The organism is Bacillus sp. X1(2014) (genome assembly GCF_007678255.1).
Genome location: NZ_VEED01000008.1, coordinates 1 through 18,574, shown reverse-complemented (window position 1 = coordinate 18,574; position 18,574 = coordinate 1). Strand labels below are relative to the sequence as shown.

At 40.8% G+C, this 18,574-nt stretch carries 18 protein-coding genes; 17 read left to right on the top strand and 1 reads right to left on the bottom strand.

Features of this window, described 5'->3' with window-relative positions:
* Positions 1-65: 65 nt before the first annotated feature.
* The gene (locus tag FS608_RS15820; RefSeq protein ID WP_144552675.1) at positions 66-896 is read right to left on the bottom strand and encodes a basic amino acid ABC transporter substrate-binding protein; all 831 of its coding nucleotides are present in this window, start codon (positions 894-896) and stop codon (positions 66-68) included.
* Between the two features lie 248 nt (positions 897-1,144).
* Here FS608_RS15820 and FS608_RS15815 point away from each other — a divergent pair, with 248 nt between their 5' ends.
* The 17 genes from FS608_RS15815 (at position 1,145) to leuD (ending at position 18,465) form a co-directional block, all read left to right on the top strand.
* Positions 1,145-2,137 (top strand): NADPH:quinone oxidoreductase family protein, encoded by a 993-nt coding sequence (locus tag FS608_RS15815; protein WP_144552673.1) that lies wholly within the window; start codon positions 1,145-1,147, stop codon positions 2,135-2,137.
* Between the two features lie 154 nt (positions 2,138-2,291).
* The gene (locus FS608_RS15810; protein WP_186328763.1) at positions 2,292-2,663 is read left to right on the top strand and encodes a hypothetical protein; all 372 of its coding nucleotides are present in this window, start codon (positions 2,292-2,294) and stop codon (positions 2,661-2,663) included.
* A 187-nt stretch (positions 2,664-2,850) separates the two neighbouring features.
* Positions 2,851-2,988: a hypothetical protein gene (locus tag FS608_RS30345; protein ID WP_166256179.1), complete on the top strand. Its 138-nt coding sequence runs from the start codon at positions 2,851-2,853 to the stop codon at positions 2,986-2,988.
* Positions 2,989-3,014: 26 nt separating this feature from the next.
* Positions 3,015-3,182: a hypothetical protein gene (locus FS608_RS30340; RefSeq protein WP_186328762.1), complete on the top strand. Its 168-nt coding sequence runs from the start codon at positions 3,015-3,017 to the stop codon at positions 3,180-3,182.
* 141 nt (positions 3,183-3,323) lie between these two features.
* The gene (locus FS608_RS15805; RefSeq protein WP_144552670.1) at positions 3,324-3,650 is read left to right on the top strand and encodes a MerR family transcriptional regulator; all 327 of its coding nucleotides are present in this window, start codon (positions 3,324-3,326) and stop codon (positions 3,648-3,650) included.
* A 217-nt stretch (positions 3,651-3,867) separates the two neighbouring features.
* Complete coding sequence (locus FS608_RS15800; RefSeq protein ID WP_144552668.1) at positions 3,868-5,127, top strand: ammonium transporter; 1,260 nt, start codon at positions 3,868-3,870, stop codon at positions 5,125-5,127.
* A gap of 69 nt (positions 5,128-5,196) precedes the next feature.
* On the top strand, positions 5,197-6,153 hold the full coding sequence (locus FS608_RS15795; protein ID WP_144552666.1) for a DUF294 nucleotidyltransferase-like domain-containing protein: 957 nt from the start codon (positions 5,197-5,199) through the stop codon (positions 6,151-6,153).
* A gap of 1 nt (position 6,154) precedes the next feature.
* Positions 6,155-6,886, top strand: a complete 732-nt coding sequence (locus FS608_RS15790; protein ID WP_144552664.1) for an exonuclease domain-containing protein — start codon at positions 6,155-6,157, stop codon at positions 6,884-6,886.
* Between the two features lie 409 nt (positions 6,887-7,295).
* A complete protein-coding gene (gene ilvE / locus FS608_RS15785) occupies positions 7,296-8,204 on the top strand; it encodes a branched-chain-amino-acid transaminase (protein ID WP_144552662.1) in 909 nt (302 codons plus the stop codon).
* 11 nt (positions 8,205-8,215) lie between these two features.
* The gene (gene ilvD / locus FS608_RS15780) at positions 8,216-9,886 is read left to right on the top strand and encodes a dihydroxy-acid dehydratase (RefSeq protein WP_144552660.1); all 1,671 of its coding nucleotides are present in this window, start codon (positions 8,216-8,218) and stop codon (positions 9,884-9,886) included.
* A 505-nt stretch (positions 9,887-10,391) separates the two neighbouring features.
* Positions 10,392-12,119, top strand: a complete 1,728-nt coding sequence (gene ilvB, locus FS608_RS15775; RefSeq protein ID WP_144552658.1) for a biosynthetic-type acetolactate synthase large subunit — start codon at positions 10,392-10,394, stop codon at positions 12,117-12,119.
* A complete protein-coding gene (ilvN, locus tag FS608_RS15770; protein WP_144552656.1) occupies positions 12,116-12,637 on the top strand; it encodes an acetolactate synthase small subunit in 522 nt (173 codons plus the stop codon). Before ilvB ends, ilvN begins: the two co-directional genes overlap by 4 nt.
* A 26-nt stretch (positions 12,638-12,663) precedes the next feature.
* A complete protein-coding gene (gene ilvC / locus FS608_RS15765) occupies positions 12,664-13,698 on the top strand; it encodes a ketol-acid reductoisomerase (protein ID WP_144552654.1) in 1,035 nt (344 codons plus the stop codon).
* Positions 13,685-15,226, top strand: coding sequence for a 2-isopropylmalate synthase (locus FS608_RS15760; RefSeq protein WP_144552652.1), 1,542 nt, complete (start codon positions 13,685-13,687; stop codon positions 15,224-15,226). Before ilvC ends, FS608_RS15760 begins: the two co-directional genes overlap by 14 nt.
* 35 nt (positions 15,227-15,261) lie before the next feature.
* Positions 15,262-16,368: a 3-isopropylmalate dehydrogenase gene (gene leuB, locus FS608_RS15755; protein WP_144552650.1), complete on the top strand. Its 1,107-nt coding sequence runs from the start codon at positions 15,262-15,264 to the stop codon at positions 16,366-16,368.
* 87 nt (positions 16,369-16,455) lie between these two features.
* Entirely contained in the window at positions 16,456-17,877 is a 1,422-nt protein-coding gene (gene leuC / locus FS608_RS15750) for a 3-isopropylmalate dehydratase large subunit (RefSeq protein WP_144552648.1), read from the top strand.
* Positions 17,878-17,880: 3 nt separating this feature from the next.
* Positions 17,881-18,465 carry a 3-isopropylmalate dehydratase small subunit gene (leuD, locus tag FS608_RS15745; protein ID WP_144552646.1) on the top strand — a complete coding sequence of 195 codons (585 nt, stop codon included), beginning with the start codon at positions 17,881-17,883 and terminating at the stop codon, positions 18,463-18,465.
* The last annotated feature ends 109 nt before the right edge of the window (positions 18,466-18,574 follow it).

Below are 18,574 nucleotides of genomic sequence, written 5' to 3'. Positions count from 1 at the left end.
CAAATCTAACAAGCAAAAATTGCGTAACTGCTTGGTTAAGAGTTACGCAATTCATTCAGCGATGTTTACTGCTGTTGATCTTTTAAGATTTGTGTATCTGGTTCTACTTTAAACCACTTCTTGTATACTTCTGCATAGGTTCCGTTATCAATTACTGCTTTTACAGCCTTATCAAAGTCTGCTTTAATTTTGCTGCCCTTTGGAAACATAAGTCCGTAAAATTCTTTAGCAAAAGCAGCTGAATCTTCAATAACAACAAAATTATCTTTAGGATTGTTTTTTGCATATTCCTCGATAACCGTGTTATCTGCGACTACAGCATCAGCTCCTCCGCTTTTCAATTCCAAGATTGCTAGATTATTATTTTCAAATTTTTTGATTTTATCACTATTTTTGCCTAATAGACCTTCAACAGCTTCTTGTCCTGTCGTCGCATTCTGAACAGCAATCGTCTTATTATTTTTTAGATCAGCTGCGCTCTTAATGTCACTATCTTTTGGAACGAGGATTTTGTTGGTTGATAAAAAGTATGGCACTGAAAAATCATAGGATTGTTTTCTTTCATCGTTAATCGTGATGGCAGAAATACCAATGTCAGCAATTTTTTTATCTAATTCAACAAAAATTGGATCCCAGCCAACATGCTCAACCTTCACTTTATAGCCTGCTTGTTTGGCCACTGCATTGATGAAATCAATATCGAAACCGACAACTTCGCCCTTATCCTGATATTCAAATGGTGCATAGGCAGCATCTGTTACCACTCGCAGTGTTTTCTTTTCAGTGTCTCCTCCTTCTTTTGTACCTGTGCTTGTACTTTTACTAGTACCACAAGCTGACAGAACTAAAAGCAGGGCGACCATTAAAAAAGTTGAAACTAATTTAAATTTCTTCATTTTTCAGACCTCCAATGTTTTTTCTAAAAAGTATTTTTTTAAAATTTTAATAATATTTTGAATATAAATGATTATAACCCGATTTTATTATATATTCAATATTTTAAATATTTTACTATATTAATTCATTAATAAACTGAAGTGTTTTTAACTAGTAAAATAATTCCATCCTGTCACTTTCCTGTCATTGAATAGTTGAAAGTGTTTTTATATATTTAATTAATTGAGATGCATTGGGGGCCTAAATAATGAACGAATCATTTAAAGCATTGGTAGTAGACAAGTCTGAAAGCGACTTTACTGTAAACGTAAAGGAGATACCTTTACAAGACCTTCCACCAGGTGACGTCCTTATCAAGGTCAGCTATTCGAGTGTGAACTACAAGGACGGATTAGCGAGTACGCCTGATGGAAAAATTGTTAGATCCTACCCATTTATTCCTGGTATTGATCTTTCCGGAGTTGTCGCCCGTTCGAACGATTCTCGCTTTAAAGCAGGCGATGAAGTAATTGCTACAAGTTATGAGATTGGTGTCTCTCATTATGGCGGCTATAGTGAATACGCCCAGATCCCTGCTGATTGGGTGGTGCCATTGCCAAAGGGACTTTCATTAAAGGAAGCAATGGTTTACGGTACAGCGGGATTCACAGCCGCATTATCCATTCAACGCTTAGAAGAAAACGGATTAACTCCTAATAACGGCAAGGTCCTTGTAACAGGGGCAACCGGCGGGGTTGGCAGTATCGCAGTAGCGATTCTTGCCCACAGAGGCTATCATGTAGTCGCAAGTACAGGTAAACATTCCGAACATGACTACCTTATTGAACTTGGAGCAAGCGAAATCCTTTCCCGTGAGGACGTAACAGGGCAAAAAATCAGAGCTTTAGATAAGCAGCATTGGGCAGCAGCAGTGGATCCTGTTGGCGGCAAAACACTCGCCTCGATTCTTAGTAAAATTACTTACAATGGTTCAGTGGCAGTCAGCGGACTTACCGGAGGCGGCGATGTTCCTGCCACGGTATTCCCATTTATTCTTAGAGGGGTTAATTTACTTGGTATTGATTCCGTGTATTGCCCTATGGAAACAAGAATCGCCTTATGGAAGCGCATGGCCGCTGACTTTAAACCAGAGCATTTATTAAAAGTGATAAATAAGGAAGTATCACTAGGCGAATTACCCACTTATTTATCATCCATTCTCAAAGGTGAAGCACGGGGCAGAATCATCGTAAAAATATAAAAATTCGTACCCGAGATGACTTTGGTCATCTCGTTTTTATTTCTTTAATTACTATCTAACATAAAGCCAGAGGCTGTCTATGGGCATTCGCCGTTACTCCTTATATTCACCTACATAATCTATATGGTATTACAACATAAGGAGAGATGCCTAAATGAATCCGTACGGCCTTTATCAAATGCCTCAAATTCCACAAACGTCTCAAATGCCGATGGAATATAATGGATATGTTCAACCTGAATCAATGAATTACTATGGTCAGCAAGAACAAGTGAATTACTATGAACAACCAGAACCATTTAATCCCTATCTACCAGAACAATATGACCCGGCTAGACAGCCACAGCAAATTGAGCGCAGATTAAATCAATTGGAGCGGCAAAATGACCGGCAAGAAAGAGAGATCAATCAACTACAACGCCAAGTAGCCCAACTCGACCGCAGACTTCAACGAGTGAATCAACGTCTGCGTGCTGTTGAAAGAAGATTCAACTTCCCATTCACTCCATTTGATGGAGAATATTAATATAAACTTCCTAAGAACCGGGCAGATGTCCGGTTCTTTTACATAATGTATTAAAAATTGGTAAGATTTCTTACCAATTTGAAGGATGATATTAAAATTCTGTTAGGATATCTTACAAATCCACTGACAAGGAGAGAAAATTCAGTTAACTTTTCTATATAAACCACAAGAGAAAGGAAGATTTCAAATGTATCGAAGAAATGATATTAAACTCGCTGAAAGAATCCTTCAATTAGATAAATTAAGGGATGAGTTGTATGAAGAACTCATGAAAACAATGGGCTCCCAAGCGAACGAACTTTTAAGGAGATTACAAAATTACTAATTTCCATTTGAAAAGGGGGAAGAAGGTTGACAACACGCTTAAGGAAAGGACTCGAACTCCTTAGACGGTTTTATCTAAGAAAGTTGTTAGAATCAGAAACCACTGATTTTACACATCAAGAACTACACTCCCTTACCTTCTCAGAACTGGAAAGATTGTACAACAAAACATTCTCCTCAGCCGACTCAAAATAAATTACTCCATAAATACTAATTTGACAAACAAGTAAAATAGTATGATAACCTAGTCCTATGTAAGGAAATCTAACATATTATAATATTATGAAAAAGAAATAATAACTATCTGTAAACAATAGGGTGTGGTGAGCGACAATAATGGGAAAAGAAATCTCTTATAAAGATAAAAAGGTAATAACCATAGGCATCGTCAGGGATCTTACAGGTCTTTCCGAACGGCAAATTCGTTACTATGAGGAACGAAAGTTAATTTTTCCGGAAAGGTCTGCGGGTGGAAGCCGCAAATTTTCCTTTTCAGACGTAGAATTGCTGATGGAGATTGCTAATAAAATTGAAGACGGCATTCAAACACATGATATTAGGAAGGAAATGCTTCGTGAACAAAAGAAACACAACGAAGAACAGATTCGCAGACAGATGATCCAAGGTCAATTAAATGCCCAATTCGGTTTACGTAAAAAGTAAGGAACTAACCAATATGATCCCATTCCTTCAATAAAGGAATGGGATTTTTCATCCTTTCTCGGTACATTATTCTGTCTATATCTTAAGACAAATGACCATTTTTTAAAATCCATGTTAGATAATCTCCCAAACTTATAGAAACCAGTCAAAAATCATGTAAGAATACTAACATACCAAATGTTAAGAATATTAACATCATTTTAAAGGGGGAGAAAAAATGGATACTACATTCTTAATGAATAGCCTATGGGTAATGGTGGGAGCTGTACTTGTTATTTTAATGATTGGTGGTTTTATCCTCTTAGAAACAGGTTCAACCCGAATGAAAAATGCAGGTCATATTGCAGGGAAAACAATCCTAACCTTTGGAATCGGCTCAATCGTATTTTGGGCAGTTGGATATGGGTTAATTTTTGGAAAAGGAAATCCGCTGATTGGTTTCTCCGACTTCTTTTATTCAGGCTACGACATCGATGGATTGCCACTCTCTGGTGCCGTATTCTTTTTATTTCAATTAGCTTTTGCCGGCATTTCATTAACGATTGCCTTTGGAGGCTTTGCAGAACGAGCTAAATTAAGTGCCTACCTTGTATTTGCTTTACTTTTCTCAGTCATTGTTTATCCACCAATCGCCCATTGGATTTGGGGCGGCGGATGGTTAGCAGAGCACGGAAAACAAGATTTCGCTGGATCTACTGTTGTTCACTTAACAGGTGCCATGGCAGCTCTGGCTGCTACGATTCTATTAAAACCGCGTATTGGGAAATTCAACAAAGATGGCTCTGCCAATAATCTTGCCGGTCATAACCAAGTATTTACTGCTCTAAGCGTATTGCTATTATGGGTTGGCTGGTTTGGTTTTAACGCAGGCAGTACATTATCTGTTGATAAAGCATTCTTTGGATTTGTTGCTGTTAATACGAACTTAGCCGCGGCGGCCGGAACGGTAGCAGCGATGATTGTCTCCTGGATGGTTCTTGGTAAAGCTGATGTTCCAATGATGTTAAACGGAGCATTGGCAGGGTTAGTTGCTATTACTGCTTCTTGTGCATTTGTAGATACATGGGCCGCAGTCTTAATCGGTTTTATCGCAGGAATCCTTGTTTTTTACAGTATTCGCTTCTTTGAAAACAGAGGCATTGATGATCCCATTGCAGCCCTTTCAGTACATGGTACAGCTGGTGTTTGGGGAACTTTATCAACAGGATTCTTCGCCACTAAAGAATTAGCCACAGTCGGAAAGCCAGGATTGTTTTACGGGGGCGGTTTACATCAGCTCGGCGTTCAAGCACTCGGAGTATTCACATGCGCCGCATTTGCCTTTATTGTCTCCTTCATCCTCCTTGCCCTAATGAAAAAGTTTATGAAAGGCTTGCGTGTTACAGAGGAAGAAGAGATTATTGGATTAGATATGAGTGAGCACGGAAGCTATGGTTATCCAGAATTAGTGAAGGCAGAACAAACAAAAGCTCTATAATTATTATGAATTGTGCAAGTCCTCTTGGGCTTGCACCTTTCTAGACTTTTTTAAGAGGAGGTGAACATTATGGAATACGATACCTACTCAGCAATTGCTGAATACAAAAAAATTCATATCAAGGAAGCTGCCAAAGATCACTTTCAAATCAACCAACTCCATGACAACATATTCAAACAAGTATTAGAAATCTCTTTAAAGGAAATTCATGCACGGTATGGGGCACCGCCCTCTCCCTTCACCTTCTTTGTCATGGGGAGTGCCGGCCGCTTCGAACAATCGGTTTGGAGTGATCAGGATCATGGTATTATTTATCTCGATCCAACAGCCGAAGCTAAAGCTTACTTTTTATCATTAGGAAAGGAAATTTCAAAAGGTCTTTATCATGCTGGGTATCCTTATTGTGATGGCGGTGTAATGGCGGGCAATCCATTCTGGTGTAAAGCACAATCCGAATGGGAGAAACAAATATTGAACTGGGCTGCCGAATCTTCATGGGAATCGTTGCGCTACCTATTAATCTTAATCGATGGCCGCTCTTTTTATGGCCAGCATCAGTTAATGGATCAGCTGAAAACATTTGCATATTTGACGGTTCAAAAGGAACAAATTCTTGCAAGAGTTTATAAAAATACGCTTTATTTTAAAAAAGGAGTTGGGGTATTGGGTCAGCTTTTAGTGGAGACGCACGGTAGACATGCAGGTTCCCTTAATATAAAGGAGACTGCTCTATTTCCTTACATCAATTCGGTCCGACTATTGGCAATGAGAAATCATGTCTTGGAAACCTCTACCCTCTCAAGAATGGATCAACTACAAATCCATGACAAGCATCTCTATAAAACCATGTTTATAAAACTTTTAACCTATCGTCTTCAATTTGCCAGCCAATTAGACTATGAATCGGGGCACTATCTACCAGTTGAAAAACTAACAAAGGAGCAAAAGAATGAGCTGAAAGACATTATTAAAAACGGCGTGGCACTATACCAATACGCAGGAAAACTTATCGAAAAGGAGGGATAAAATGAAAATAAATGATTTAGCTCAATACTTAAGGCAAATTTCCGGCAGGGTTGGGTCCAATATTTATGCAGGTATTCAAGGTCAAGTTAATCCACAACAACTTTCCTTCATCCGGCAGCTGCAAAAAGAAATGAAAGATAAAAACAACTTAGACACCCCGCTTAGCGAATTAGAAGTAGTCGTATTTGATTTAGAAACGACAGGGTTCTATCCAGAGAAGGGGGATTATGTCCTTTCAATCGGAGCAGTGAAAATGGTCGGGCCTCATATAAGGAATCATGATACTTTTTATTCGTTACTAAAATCAGACATTCCTTTATCCGATGAAATTTCAACATTAACCAACATTCAGGAGGGGCAATTACGTGATGCTCCCACTGCCAGAGATGTCTTACTTCAATTTTTCAACTATTCACAAAGCCATATTCTTGTCGCGCACCACTCCAGCCATGAAAAGTCCTTTATGCAGAAAATGACGTGGGACCTCTTAAAGACAAGATTTGAACATCGAATCATCGATACATCCTTCTTAATTCGCCTTTCCGACAACTCCATGAAATCATTACCTCTTGAAGATGTATGTCATCGATGTGGAATTGCCATAAAAGATCGTCACCATGCACTTGGCGACGCCCTGATGACCGCGCAAATTTGGGGGAGCTATTTACAACAAGCCCAAATAAGGGGATATAGTAATTTACAGGAAGTGTATGAACATCTCGCAAAGCTTTAAGCCCAAAAACACTATTTCAAACTAGTGTTTTTTGGTAAACCTCTAAAAATTTGCAGCGCGAGATCCTCTCGACTTTTCAACACATCTAACTTACTTACCTCTGATTATCTCCCCATTTACAATCCCTAGCACAGACAAAATAACCTAAAAATAAAAAAATTTTAAAAAACTTTTTTTCGCTGTATTCCTTATTAGAACAATAATGTAAACGCTAACAATATTTTTGATTTATTTGAATTGTCAGATTTTTGTGTTGACCATGTTTTCGATTGGTTGTATGATTATCGAAAATAATCATTCAATTCATTAAGTGCCATCGCTCCCCATCATTTGGAGAAGGGTATGGTAATTCTTTTTTAAATTTTTTTAGTCATTTAAAGCGGTCTATCACAAAAGAGGAGTGGTTAAGTTGGGGAGTCAATGGATTTTCCTTGACGGTGAATTCGTCAAGAAAGAGGATGCTGTAGTTTCAGTTTTCGATCATGGTTTTTTATATGGTGATGGAGTATTTGAAGGCATACGTGTATATAGCGGAAACGTCTTCCGACTCGATGCACACCTAAAGAGACTATTTGAATCAGCACAATCCATTATGCTGAATATTCCTTTCACACAGGAGGAAATGACGCAATTAATCGTCGATACAATCAGAAAAAATCAGCTAGAAAGCGCCTATATTCGTGTCGTTGTTTCTCGTGGAAAAGGGAATCTCGGCCTAGACCCTAAATCCTGCTCAAAGCCAAGTGTCATCATAATTGCTGAAGAATTGAGTATGTACCCTAAAGAGTATTACGAGCGCGGGATTAAAATTGCATCTGTTGCGAGTCGAAGAAATCGCCCAGATGTGCTAAGCCCCCAAATTAAATCTTTAAACTACTTAAATAATATTCTTGTTAAATTAGAGGCGAATCAAGCCGGGGTTGAGGAAGCATTAATGCTGAATGATCAAGGTTATGTGACCGAAGGCTCCGCTGACAATATCTTTATTGTGAAAAACGGCGTTATCTTTACCCCTCCTGTTTATTTAGGAGCTCTAGAGGGAATTACCCGGAACGCCATCCTTGATGTAGCAAAATCCAAAGGTTATGAGGTTAAAGAATCTCCGTTCACAAGACACGATGTATATGTAGCAGATGAAGTATTCTTAACTGGAACAGCCGTAGAAGTTATCGCTGTTATCGATGTTGATGGCCGTCAGATAAATGATGGTAAACCAGGTGAGGTTACGAAGGATCTCTTAGAAGAATTTAGGAAAATTGTAACAACAGACGGTGTGGCTTGTTATCCAGAAGGTGCAAACCATGCAATCGTTAGTTAGGAGCTAAAAACATGCGTAGCGATATGATTAAAAAGGGAATTGATCGGGCACCCCACCGTAGCCTATTATATGCAACCGGGGTCAAAACGAGTGATCTTGAAAAACCGTTTATCGGCGTTTGTAACTCGTTCATTGAAATTATCCCAGGACACAAACACCTTAATCATTTCGGTGAGATTGTAAAAGAGGCTATTCGTGAAGCAGGCGGTATTCCTTTCGAATTTAATACAATCGGTGTTGATGATGGGATCGCGATGGGACATATTGGGATGCGCTATTCCCTCCCTAGCCGCGAATTAATCGCCGACAGTGCCGAAACCGTAATTAACGCACATTGGTTCGATGGTGTTTTCTACATTCCCAACTGTGACAAAATTACACCAGGAATGTTAATGGCGGCAGCAAGAACCAACGTCCCTTCTGTTTTTGTCTCAGGCGGGCCAATGGAAGCAGGTATTTCACCATCAACTGGAAAGAACCTTTCCCTCACTTCTGTATTTGAAGGTGTTGGAGCTTATCATAACGGAACCATCAGTCAGCAGCAGTTGCTAGACATTGAAACAAATGCCTGCCCTACTTGCGGCTCATGTTCTGGAATGTTTACTGCCAATTCAATGAACTGTCTAATGGAAGTATTAGGAATGACTGTTCCTGGTAACGGTACAATTGTAGCAACTTCAGAAGAAAGACATGAATTAATTCGTAAAGCCGCTAGGTATTTAGTAGAACTAGTGAAAAAAGATATCCGCCCGCGTGACATTATTACTAGAGAGGCTATTGATAATGCCTTTGCCCTAGATATGGCCATGGGTGGTTCAACAAATACCGTGCTTCATACATTGGCAATCGCTCATGAAGCCGGAATTGAATACGATTTACGTGAAATTAACAAAATTGCTGAAAGAGTTCCTTATCTAGCAAAAATTATGCCAGCATCCGATTATTCAATGGATGACATTCATCGTGCAGGCGGAGTTAGTGCCATTATTAATGAACTATATAAAGTGGAAGGCGCTTTGCATGATAATTGCTTAACCATTACAGGAAAGACACTTTCCGAAAATGTGAAGGAAGCAACAATCACCAATGAAACGGTCATCCGGACTAAAGACAATCCATATAGCCCTGTTGGCGGATTATCCATCCTTTATGGAAACATTGCGCCAAATGGCAGTGTAATCAAGGTTGGTGCTGTAGATCCTTCTATTAAAACATTCTTGGGTGAAGCAATCGTTTTTGATTCCCAGGATGAGGCACAAGAAAATATCAATAATGGTACGGTTCAAGCAGGACACGTGGTCGTTATCCGTTATGAAGGTCCAAAAGGCGGACCAGGAATGCCTGAAATGCTTGCTCCTACTTCCGCAATTATGGGACGTGGATTAGGTAAGGAAGTTGCCTTGATTACGGATGGACGCTTTTCCGGAGCAAGCCGGGGAATTTCCATTGGACATATTTCACCGGAAGCAGCAGAAGGCGGACCAATAGCTCTTGTTGAAAATGGTGACAAAATTTTAATTGATCTAGAAGCACGCTCCATTGAACTACTTGTTGATGATGAAGTTTTAGCAGAACGACAGAAGGCATGGGTGAAACCAGAGCCAAAAATTAAAACAGGTTATCTTGCAAGATATGCAGCACTCGTAACTTCTGCCAATACTGGTGGGATTATGAAAATCTAGAAATACCACTGGGAATTGTTTAGTACCCCTCCCCTTCTTCAAGAAGTTAAGGTACTAAAAGGGTTAAATGAAAATCATTTGACAAATAAATATCCATAAATCGATGACGGGAATAAAGGAATAAGAATTCGTATTTTCAGAGAGCTGGGGTTGCTGGAAGCCCAGTAATACAACTTATTCTGACATCATCCCTGAGTGTTAAGCCGAACAATCATAACATAAGTAGGCTTAATCGGGTGTCCATATCTTTGAACACCTGTTACCAAAAGAAGCATTCTTCATATTTTTTAGAGGACGCTTCATAAGGCAGTATTCGTAAGAATGCTGTAAAAACGGGTGGTACCGAGAAAATGAAAGGTCTTTTCTCCCCGATTATTCTGCTATTGATGTTCTTGACTGCAGTCTATTCTGGGAGAATAGGGCCTTTTTTACTATGTTTCTAATAATACAAAGCTTCAAAAGAATTTAAAAAAAATTCAATTATCCGTTAAGGAGGGATCACGACGTGAAAGTAGAAGCAAAAAAGCTTGAGGTCCAAACAACTACAGAACCGAGAACCGGTGCAGACCTTCTCATCGACTTACTAAAAAAAGAAGGTGTAGAAACACTGTTTGGATATCCTGGTGGGGCCGTTCTTCCAATTTACGATGCTATATACCGTGCCCAGGGAACAATCGAGCATATTCTCTTCCGACATGAACAAGGAATGATCCATGCAGCTGAAGGATATGCCCGAGTTACCGGAAAACCTGGAGTCGTTATTGCTACCTCAGGACCTGGTGCAACCAACCTTGTGACTGGGATAACAGATGCGATGATGGATTCCCTGCCTCTTGTTATCTTCACCGGGCAGGTTGCAAGAAGTGTCATCGGAACAGACGCCTTTCAAGAAGCGGATGTTATGGCAATCACAACACCAATCACTAAACATAACTATCAAGTACAATCTATCGAGGACTTACCACGTATCGTGAAGGAAGCATTTCATATCGCTTCTACCGGACGGCCAGGACCAGTCTTAGTAGATGTTCCTAAAGATATTTCCGCAGGATTTTTAACGGAAGAACCCGAAGAAGCGAGCATTAATTTACCTGGATATCAGCCAACAACAAAGCCAAATCCATTTCAAATAAAGAAACTTGCTGATTCGATTTCAAAGGCTTCCAAGCCGGTAATTCTTTCAGGCGCAGGTGTTCTCCATGGAAAAGCATCAGCTGAGCTCACTGCTTTTGCAGAAAAACATCAGATCCCGGTGGTCACTACTTTACTTGGGCTTGGTACTTTTCCGGCAGGTCATCCCCTTTCGTTGGGAATGGGTGGTATGCACGGAACATATGCAGCAAACATGGCCATTTACGAATGCGATTTGCTTATCAATTTTGGAGCACGCTTTGATGACAGATTAACAGGCAATCTTAAACACTTTGCTCCATTTGCGAAGGTTGCCCATATTGACATCGATCCAGCTGAAATTGGAAAAAATGTTCCAACACAACTTCCAATCGTTTCTGATACGAAAGAGGCACTTAGAGAACTGCTCAATCACGAAATTGAGTCACCACAAGTTGGTGAATGGCTGCAAAAACTGAACCAAGACAAACAGGAATATCCGCTATGGTATAAACATGATCCAAACGGAATGTGTCCTCAATGGGTTATTGAAGCAGTCCATAAAGTTACAAACGGTGACGCTATCGTGGCAACAGATGTTGGGCAGCACCAAATGTGGGCAGCACAGTATTACACATTTAAACAGCCGCATCGCTGGATTACATCAGGTGGACTTGGAACAATGGGCTTTGGGTTCCCTGCTGCGATAGGCGCACAAATTGCCGAGCCAGATAGTACAGTTGTAGCGATTGTTGGGGATGGCGGTTTTCAGATGACACTTCAGGAATTATCGATCATTTATGAACGAAATCTTCCTGTAAAAATCATTATTGTCAACAACGGCGCATTAGGAATGGTTCGCCAATGGCAGGAACTTTTACACGGAAACCGTATTTCGGAATCGATTCTTCATACACAACCTGATTTTGTCAAACTTGCTGACAGTTATTCAATTAAGGGTTATCGGGTTAACAACCAGGAAGAACTGATTACCGTGCTGCCAGAGGTATTTGCTCATAATGGCCCAGTATTAGTTGATTGCCGTGTACTTCAGCAAGAAAAAGTATTCCCAATGATTGCCCCTGGTAAAGGAATTCATGAAATGATTGGGGTGAAACCATGAAACGGATCATCACAGCAACCGTCCAAGACCGTAGCGGAGTCCTAAACCGTGTCACCGGCCTTTTGCAACGACGCCAGTTCAATATTGAAAGTATTTCAGTTGGTCCATCTGAAACCGAAGGGATTTCAAAAATGACCCTAGTGGTCGAGGTTGAAGACGAACAGCGCCTTGAACAGGTGACGAAACAGTTAAATAAGCAAATCGATGTTTTAAAAGTTTCCGATATTACGGATAAAGCAATTGTCGCCCGCGAACTGGCTCTAATTAAAGTAGCCTCAAGCAGTCAATTGCGCAGTGAAATTCACGGGATCATCGATCCGTTCCGTGCCCTAATTATTGATGTAAGCAAAGACAGTCTCGCCGTCCAAATTACAGGACGTCCTGATAAAATCGATGCCTTGATTGAAATGCTTCGACCTTATGGCATTAAGGAAATTGCAAGAACCGGTTTGACTGCCCTCCAGCGTGGGCACCAGCCGCAAGGAAACGACCTAGCAACATACTCACTATTAAAATAACAATATATCTGAGAGGATGATTCATAATGGTAAAGGTACTTTATAACGGAGATATTCAAGAAGAGGTTTTACAAGGAAAGAAAATCGCAGTAATCGGATATGGCTCTCAAGGTCATGCTCATGCCCTTAACTTAAAAGAAAGCGGCTTTGATGTAGTAGTTGGTTTACGTGAAGGAAAATCATGGGATAAAGCAGTTGAAGATGGTTTAGAAGTTACCTCTGTTGCTGAAGCAACTGCTTCTGCTGAAGTAGTTATGGTTCTTCTTCCAGATGAAATGCAGCCAAAAGTATATGAAGAAAGCATCAAAGCTAACCTTCAAGCAGGTAATGCTTTAGTATTTGCACATGGTTTTAATGTTCACTTCAGCCAAATCGTCCCTCCTGCCGATGTTGACGTATTCTTAGTAGCACCAAAAGGTCCAGGACATTTAGTTCGTCGTACTTATACAGAAGGTGCTGGAGTTCCTGCTCTATATGCGGTTTACCAAGACTACACTGGTCAAGCTCGCGATGTTGCTCTTGCATATGCAAAAGGAATTGGCTCTGCTCGTGCAGGAGTATTGGAAACTACTTTCCAAGAAGAAACAGAAACAGATTTATTCGGAGAACAAGCGGTTCTTTGCGGCGGTACTACTGCCCTAATCAAAGCTGGCTTCGAAACTTTAGTAGAAGCAGGTTATCAGCCTGAAGTTGCCTATTTCGAGTGTTTACATGAATTGAAATTAATCGTTGACCTTTTATATGAAGGTGGCTTAGAAAACATGCGTTATTCAATCTCTGACACTGCACAATGGGGAGATTTCGTTTCTGGACCACGTGTAGTTAACGAAGATACAAAAGCACGCATGAAAGAAGTATTAAAAGATATCCAAACTGGTAAATTTGCTCAGGGCTGGATCTTAGAGAATCAAACAAACCGCCCACAATTCAACGCGATTAATCGTGCTGAAAACAATCATCAAATTGAACAAGTAGGCCGTGAGCTTCGTGCATTAATGCCGTTTATTAAAAACAAACCAGTAAACGCAAAGAAGGAAGTGGTGGTAAATGGTTCACGTTAACATCTTCGATACGACATTACGTGATGGCGAACAGTCCCCTGGTGTGAATTTAAACCAGCTGGAAAAATTGGAAATCGCACGACAACTTGAACGGTTTGGGGTTGATATTATGGAGGCCGGCTTTCCGGCTTCCTCCCAAGGCGATTTTGAAGCAGTAAGAGCAATCGCCCGAAATATAAAAAATGTATCAGTCACAGGCCTGGCAAGAGCGACGAAATCGGACATTGACATTGCGTGGGATGCGTTAAAAGATGCAGCAGAACCAAGGTTGCATGTATTCCTTGCCACCTCCCCTATCCATATGCAGTATAAATTGATGAAAACACCTGAGGAAGTTACACAAATTGCGGTAGACATGGTGTCTTATGCGAAAAAGAACTTCCCGCATATTGAATGGTCCGCGGAAGATGCATCCCGCTCTGACCTAGATTTCCTTGTTCAAATTATTACGAAGGTCATTGATGCCGGTGCGACAGTTATTAATCTTCCTGATACAGTCGGTTACACCACTCCGGAAGAATATGGACGCATGTTCCGTTATATCCGAGAGAACGTTCCAAATATTCATAAAGCAGCATTATCTTGCCATTGTCATGATGATTTAGGAATGGCGGTTGCAAATTCGTTAGCAGCGATCGAAAACGGTGTAACCCAAGTTGAAGGTACGATCAATGGAATTGGAGAACGTGCTGGGAATGCTTCTTTAGAGGAAGTTGCTGTTGCCTTAAACATTCGAAAAGATAAGTATCCTTATACTACCAATTTAGTACTAAAAGAAATTAAACGAACGAGTGATCTTGTCAGCCGCTTTACAGGTATGATGGTTCCACCTAATAAAGCCGTGGTTGGGAAGAATGCTTTCGCACATGAATCAGGAATCCATCAGGATGGCGTCTTAAAAAATACATTAACTTATGAGATTATTACCCCTGAATTAGTTGGAGTCAAATCTAATGATTTAGTTCTAGGCAAACATTCCGGCCGCCATGCATTCAAAGATAAAATTGAGCAGATGGGCTTTGAATTACCGGATGAAAAATTGATTGAAGCCTTTACGGCTTTTAAACAGTTAACCGATCGTAAAAAAGAAGTAACGGATGAGGATCTTTTTGCCATTTTAACTGATATTCAAACAACAGCTGTTGATATCAAAAAATATGAACTTGTTGCCTTCCAAGTCCATTACGGCTCAGCCAACTTGCCGACAGCGACGGTGGCATTAACCACTCCAGAAGGTATTCGAGTCGAAACGGCCCGTACAGGTTCTGGTAGTGTTGAAGCTTTAATGAACACTTTGGAAGCACTAATTAAAGAAGAAATCCATCTTACTGATTTTAGATTAAGTTCAATTGGCCAGGGTCGGGATGCACTTGCTGAAGTCCATGTCAAAATGACCGTGAACGGTACTCCTGTAACTGGACGCGGTTCCGCACAAGACGTACTGGAAGCTTCTGCAAAGTCATTCTTAAACGCTGTTAATCGTGTATTTTTCAACCAAAATGCAGCTGTAAAAGAAACGGTAGTCTAATTGACCACAAACAATAAATGAGGAGGTTGCTTCTAATGAAAAAACGTATTGTCTTACTTCCCGGTGATGGCATTGGCAAGGAAGTTATTAACTCAGCAAAAGATGTGTTAAATGCAATTGCTGAAGAATACAATCATACTTTTAGCTTTGAAACCCATGAAATCGGAGGAGCAGCCATAGACCTTTACGGCACTCCCCTTCCGGAAACAACCGTTGATGCTTGTAAACAAGCCGATGCGGTATTGCTTGGTGCTGTTGGCGGACCAAAATGGGATAACAATCCCTCCCATTTACGCCCTGAACGAGGTTTGCTAGGAATCCGTAAGGCACTTGATTTATATGCAAACTTAAGGCCGATTAAAGGATTTAAAAACCTTCTTCATGCCTCACCTTTAAAGGAAGAAGTGGTATCTGGAAGCGACCTCCTTATCGTACGTGAATTAACTGGCGGCCTTTATTTCGGAACACCAAGTGAACGTCGTGATAACGGAAACTCCGTTGTAGACACGCTTGTCTATTCCCGTCAAGAGATTGAAAGAATTGTCGATAAAGGTTTTCAAGCAGCCCAGCAAAGGCGCGGTCATCTTACTTCGGTGGATAAAGCAAATGTTCTGGAGTCTAGCAAACTATGGCGCGAAATAGTTGAAGAGAAAAAAGCTCAGTACCCAGATGTAGCTGTGGAACATGTATTAGTTGATGCTGCTGCTATGAAACTAATCACGAACCCAAGCCAGTTTGATGTCATCGTTACCGAGAATCTATTCGGCGACATCTTAAGTGATGAGGCTTCAGTTATTACGGGATCACTTGGGATGCTCCCTTCCGCCAGCTTAAATGAAAATGGTGTGGGCTTATATGAACCTGTTCATGGCTCCGCTCCTGACATCGCTGGTAAAGGCGTAGCCAATCCCGTTGCGATGATATTATCAGCAGCAATGATGCTAAGATACTCTTTTCAATTAAATGACGAGGCAAAAGTAATTGAAGAAGCAGTTCAATCGGTTTTAGATGCCGGCTTCCACACTGGCGACCTTCAAGTTCCAGATGGACGTCTTGTAGGAACTGCAGAAATGACGAAACGGATTGCAGATTATATCAAATCACAAAATGCTTCGAAGTGCATCGCCAGCTGTTATTTTTAAAAATTTCGTTGGGTAAACCGTCTTGGTGGCGGTTTACCCCTAAATTTATCTAAGGAAATAAAATTCATTTACGTGAGGAAGGACGCTATGCAAACACCAAAAAATATTATCCAAAAGATTTGGGATAAGCATGTAGTACATCAAGAAGACGGAAAGCCCGATTTATTATATATCGATCTACACCTTGTTCACGAAGTAACCTCTCCTCAGGCATTTGAGGGCTTACGAATGAATGGTCGTAAAGTACGCCGCCCAGACCTTACCTTTGCGACGATGGACCATAATGTTCCAACCCGCCAACGTCTTGTAATCAATGACCCTGTTTCAAAAAATCAAATTGATACCTTACAACAAAATTGTCAGGATTTCGGTGTTCCACTTGCTGATATTCATCACCCAGATAACGGTATTGTCCATGTAATCGGACCAGAACTTGGACTTACTCAGCCTGGTAAAACCATTGTGTGCGGTGATAGTCATACCTCTACACACGGAGCATTTGGTGCGCTCGCATTTGGGATTGGTACAAGCGAGGTTGAGCATGTTCTTGCAACTCAAACCCTTTGGCAGGCACCACCGAAAACCTTAAATGTCAAGGTCAACGGAAAACTAGGTACTGGTGTTACAGCTAAAGACTTAATTCTTGCCATTATCGGTAAATTCGGTGTCCAATTTGGAACAGGTTATGTGATGGAGTACACAGGTGAAGCCATCCGTTCGCTCTCAATGGAAGAACGAATGACAGTTTGTAACATGTCGATTGAAGCAGGAGCAAGAGCCGGTCTCATCACTCCAGATGAAACAACTTTTGAATACTTACGGGGAAGACGCCATGTACCTCAAGGAGAAGCATTTGAACAAGCCGTTGCTGAGTGGAAGACTCTAGCTTCTGATGAAGGGGCAGCCTATGACTTGGTTGTTGAGATTGAAGCAGCCGAAGTTGAACCACAAGTAACCTGGGGAACAAATCCAGGAATGTGTATTCCGATTACGGCAAATGTTCCAAATCCAGACGAAACTGAGAAAACTAGTGAAAAGGACGAAATCCAGCGTGCGCTTGAATACATGGGCCTTGAAGCTGGTCAGCCGATCTCAAATGTGAAAATTGACCATGTTTTCATCGGTTCTTGTACGAATTCGCGCTTAAGCGACCTACGAAGTGCAGCTGAGGTTATCCGAGGCAAGAAGGTTAGCCCTTCTGTAACTGCCATTGTTGTTCCTGGTTCGTTTAGTGTTAAACTTGCCGCCGAAAAAGAAGGTTTAGATAAGGTCTTTACCGAGGCTGGATTTGAGTGGCGTGAAGCCGGCTGCAGTATGTGCCTAGCCATGAACGATGACATTGTTCCTCCAGGGGAACGCTGTGCCTCTACCTCTAACCGAAATTTTGAAGGCCGCCAAGGAAACGGGGCCAGAACCCATCTTGTCAGCCCTGAAATGGCAGCCGCTGCCGCTATTGCAGGTCACTTCGTAGATGTCCGACAATTTGCTGCTGCACAGGAGGTAAGATAGAATATGGAACCATTAAAAATTCACCAAGGCCTTGTTTATCCTTTAAACCGGTCGAACATTGATACAGACCAAATTATCCCGAAGCAGTTTTTAAAGCGGATTGAACGCAGTGGTTTTGGCCAATTCCTTTTTTATCATTGGCGTTTTGATGATGAAGGAAATCTTCGACCAGATTTCTCATTAAATGATCCAAAATATAAAGACGCTTCAATTATCGTTGCCGGTGAAAACTTTGGCTGCGGATCTTCACGTGAGCATGCTCCGTGGGCGGTTCAAGATTTTGGCTTTAAAATCGTCATCGCCCCAAGTTTTGCAGACATTTTTAAAAACAACTGTGTAAAAAATGGGATTCTCCCCATTCAGGCTAGTAATGAACAAGTTCAGTACATGATTAGAAAGGCTGAATCTGAAAATTATCAATTAACCGTCGACCTTGAAAATCAGGTGGTCTATGATAATGAAGGTTTCAAAGCTTCTTTTGATATTGCTCCATACCCTAAAGTCATGCTGCTAAATGGCTGGGATGAAATTGGTGTTACTTTAACGTACGCGGATAAAATTGAGCAATATGAACTTGCTCGTAAATAACCATAAAAAATGAGCCTGTAATCCCAGGCTCATTCAGACTGTAGACAAACTCGAAAAAAACGAGCTTGCCTACAGTTTTTTTGTTGTAAAATAGTAGTAATAAAATCTT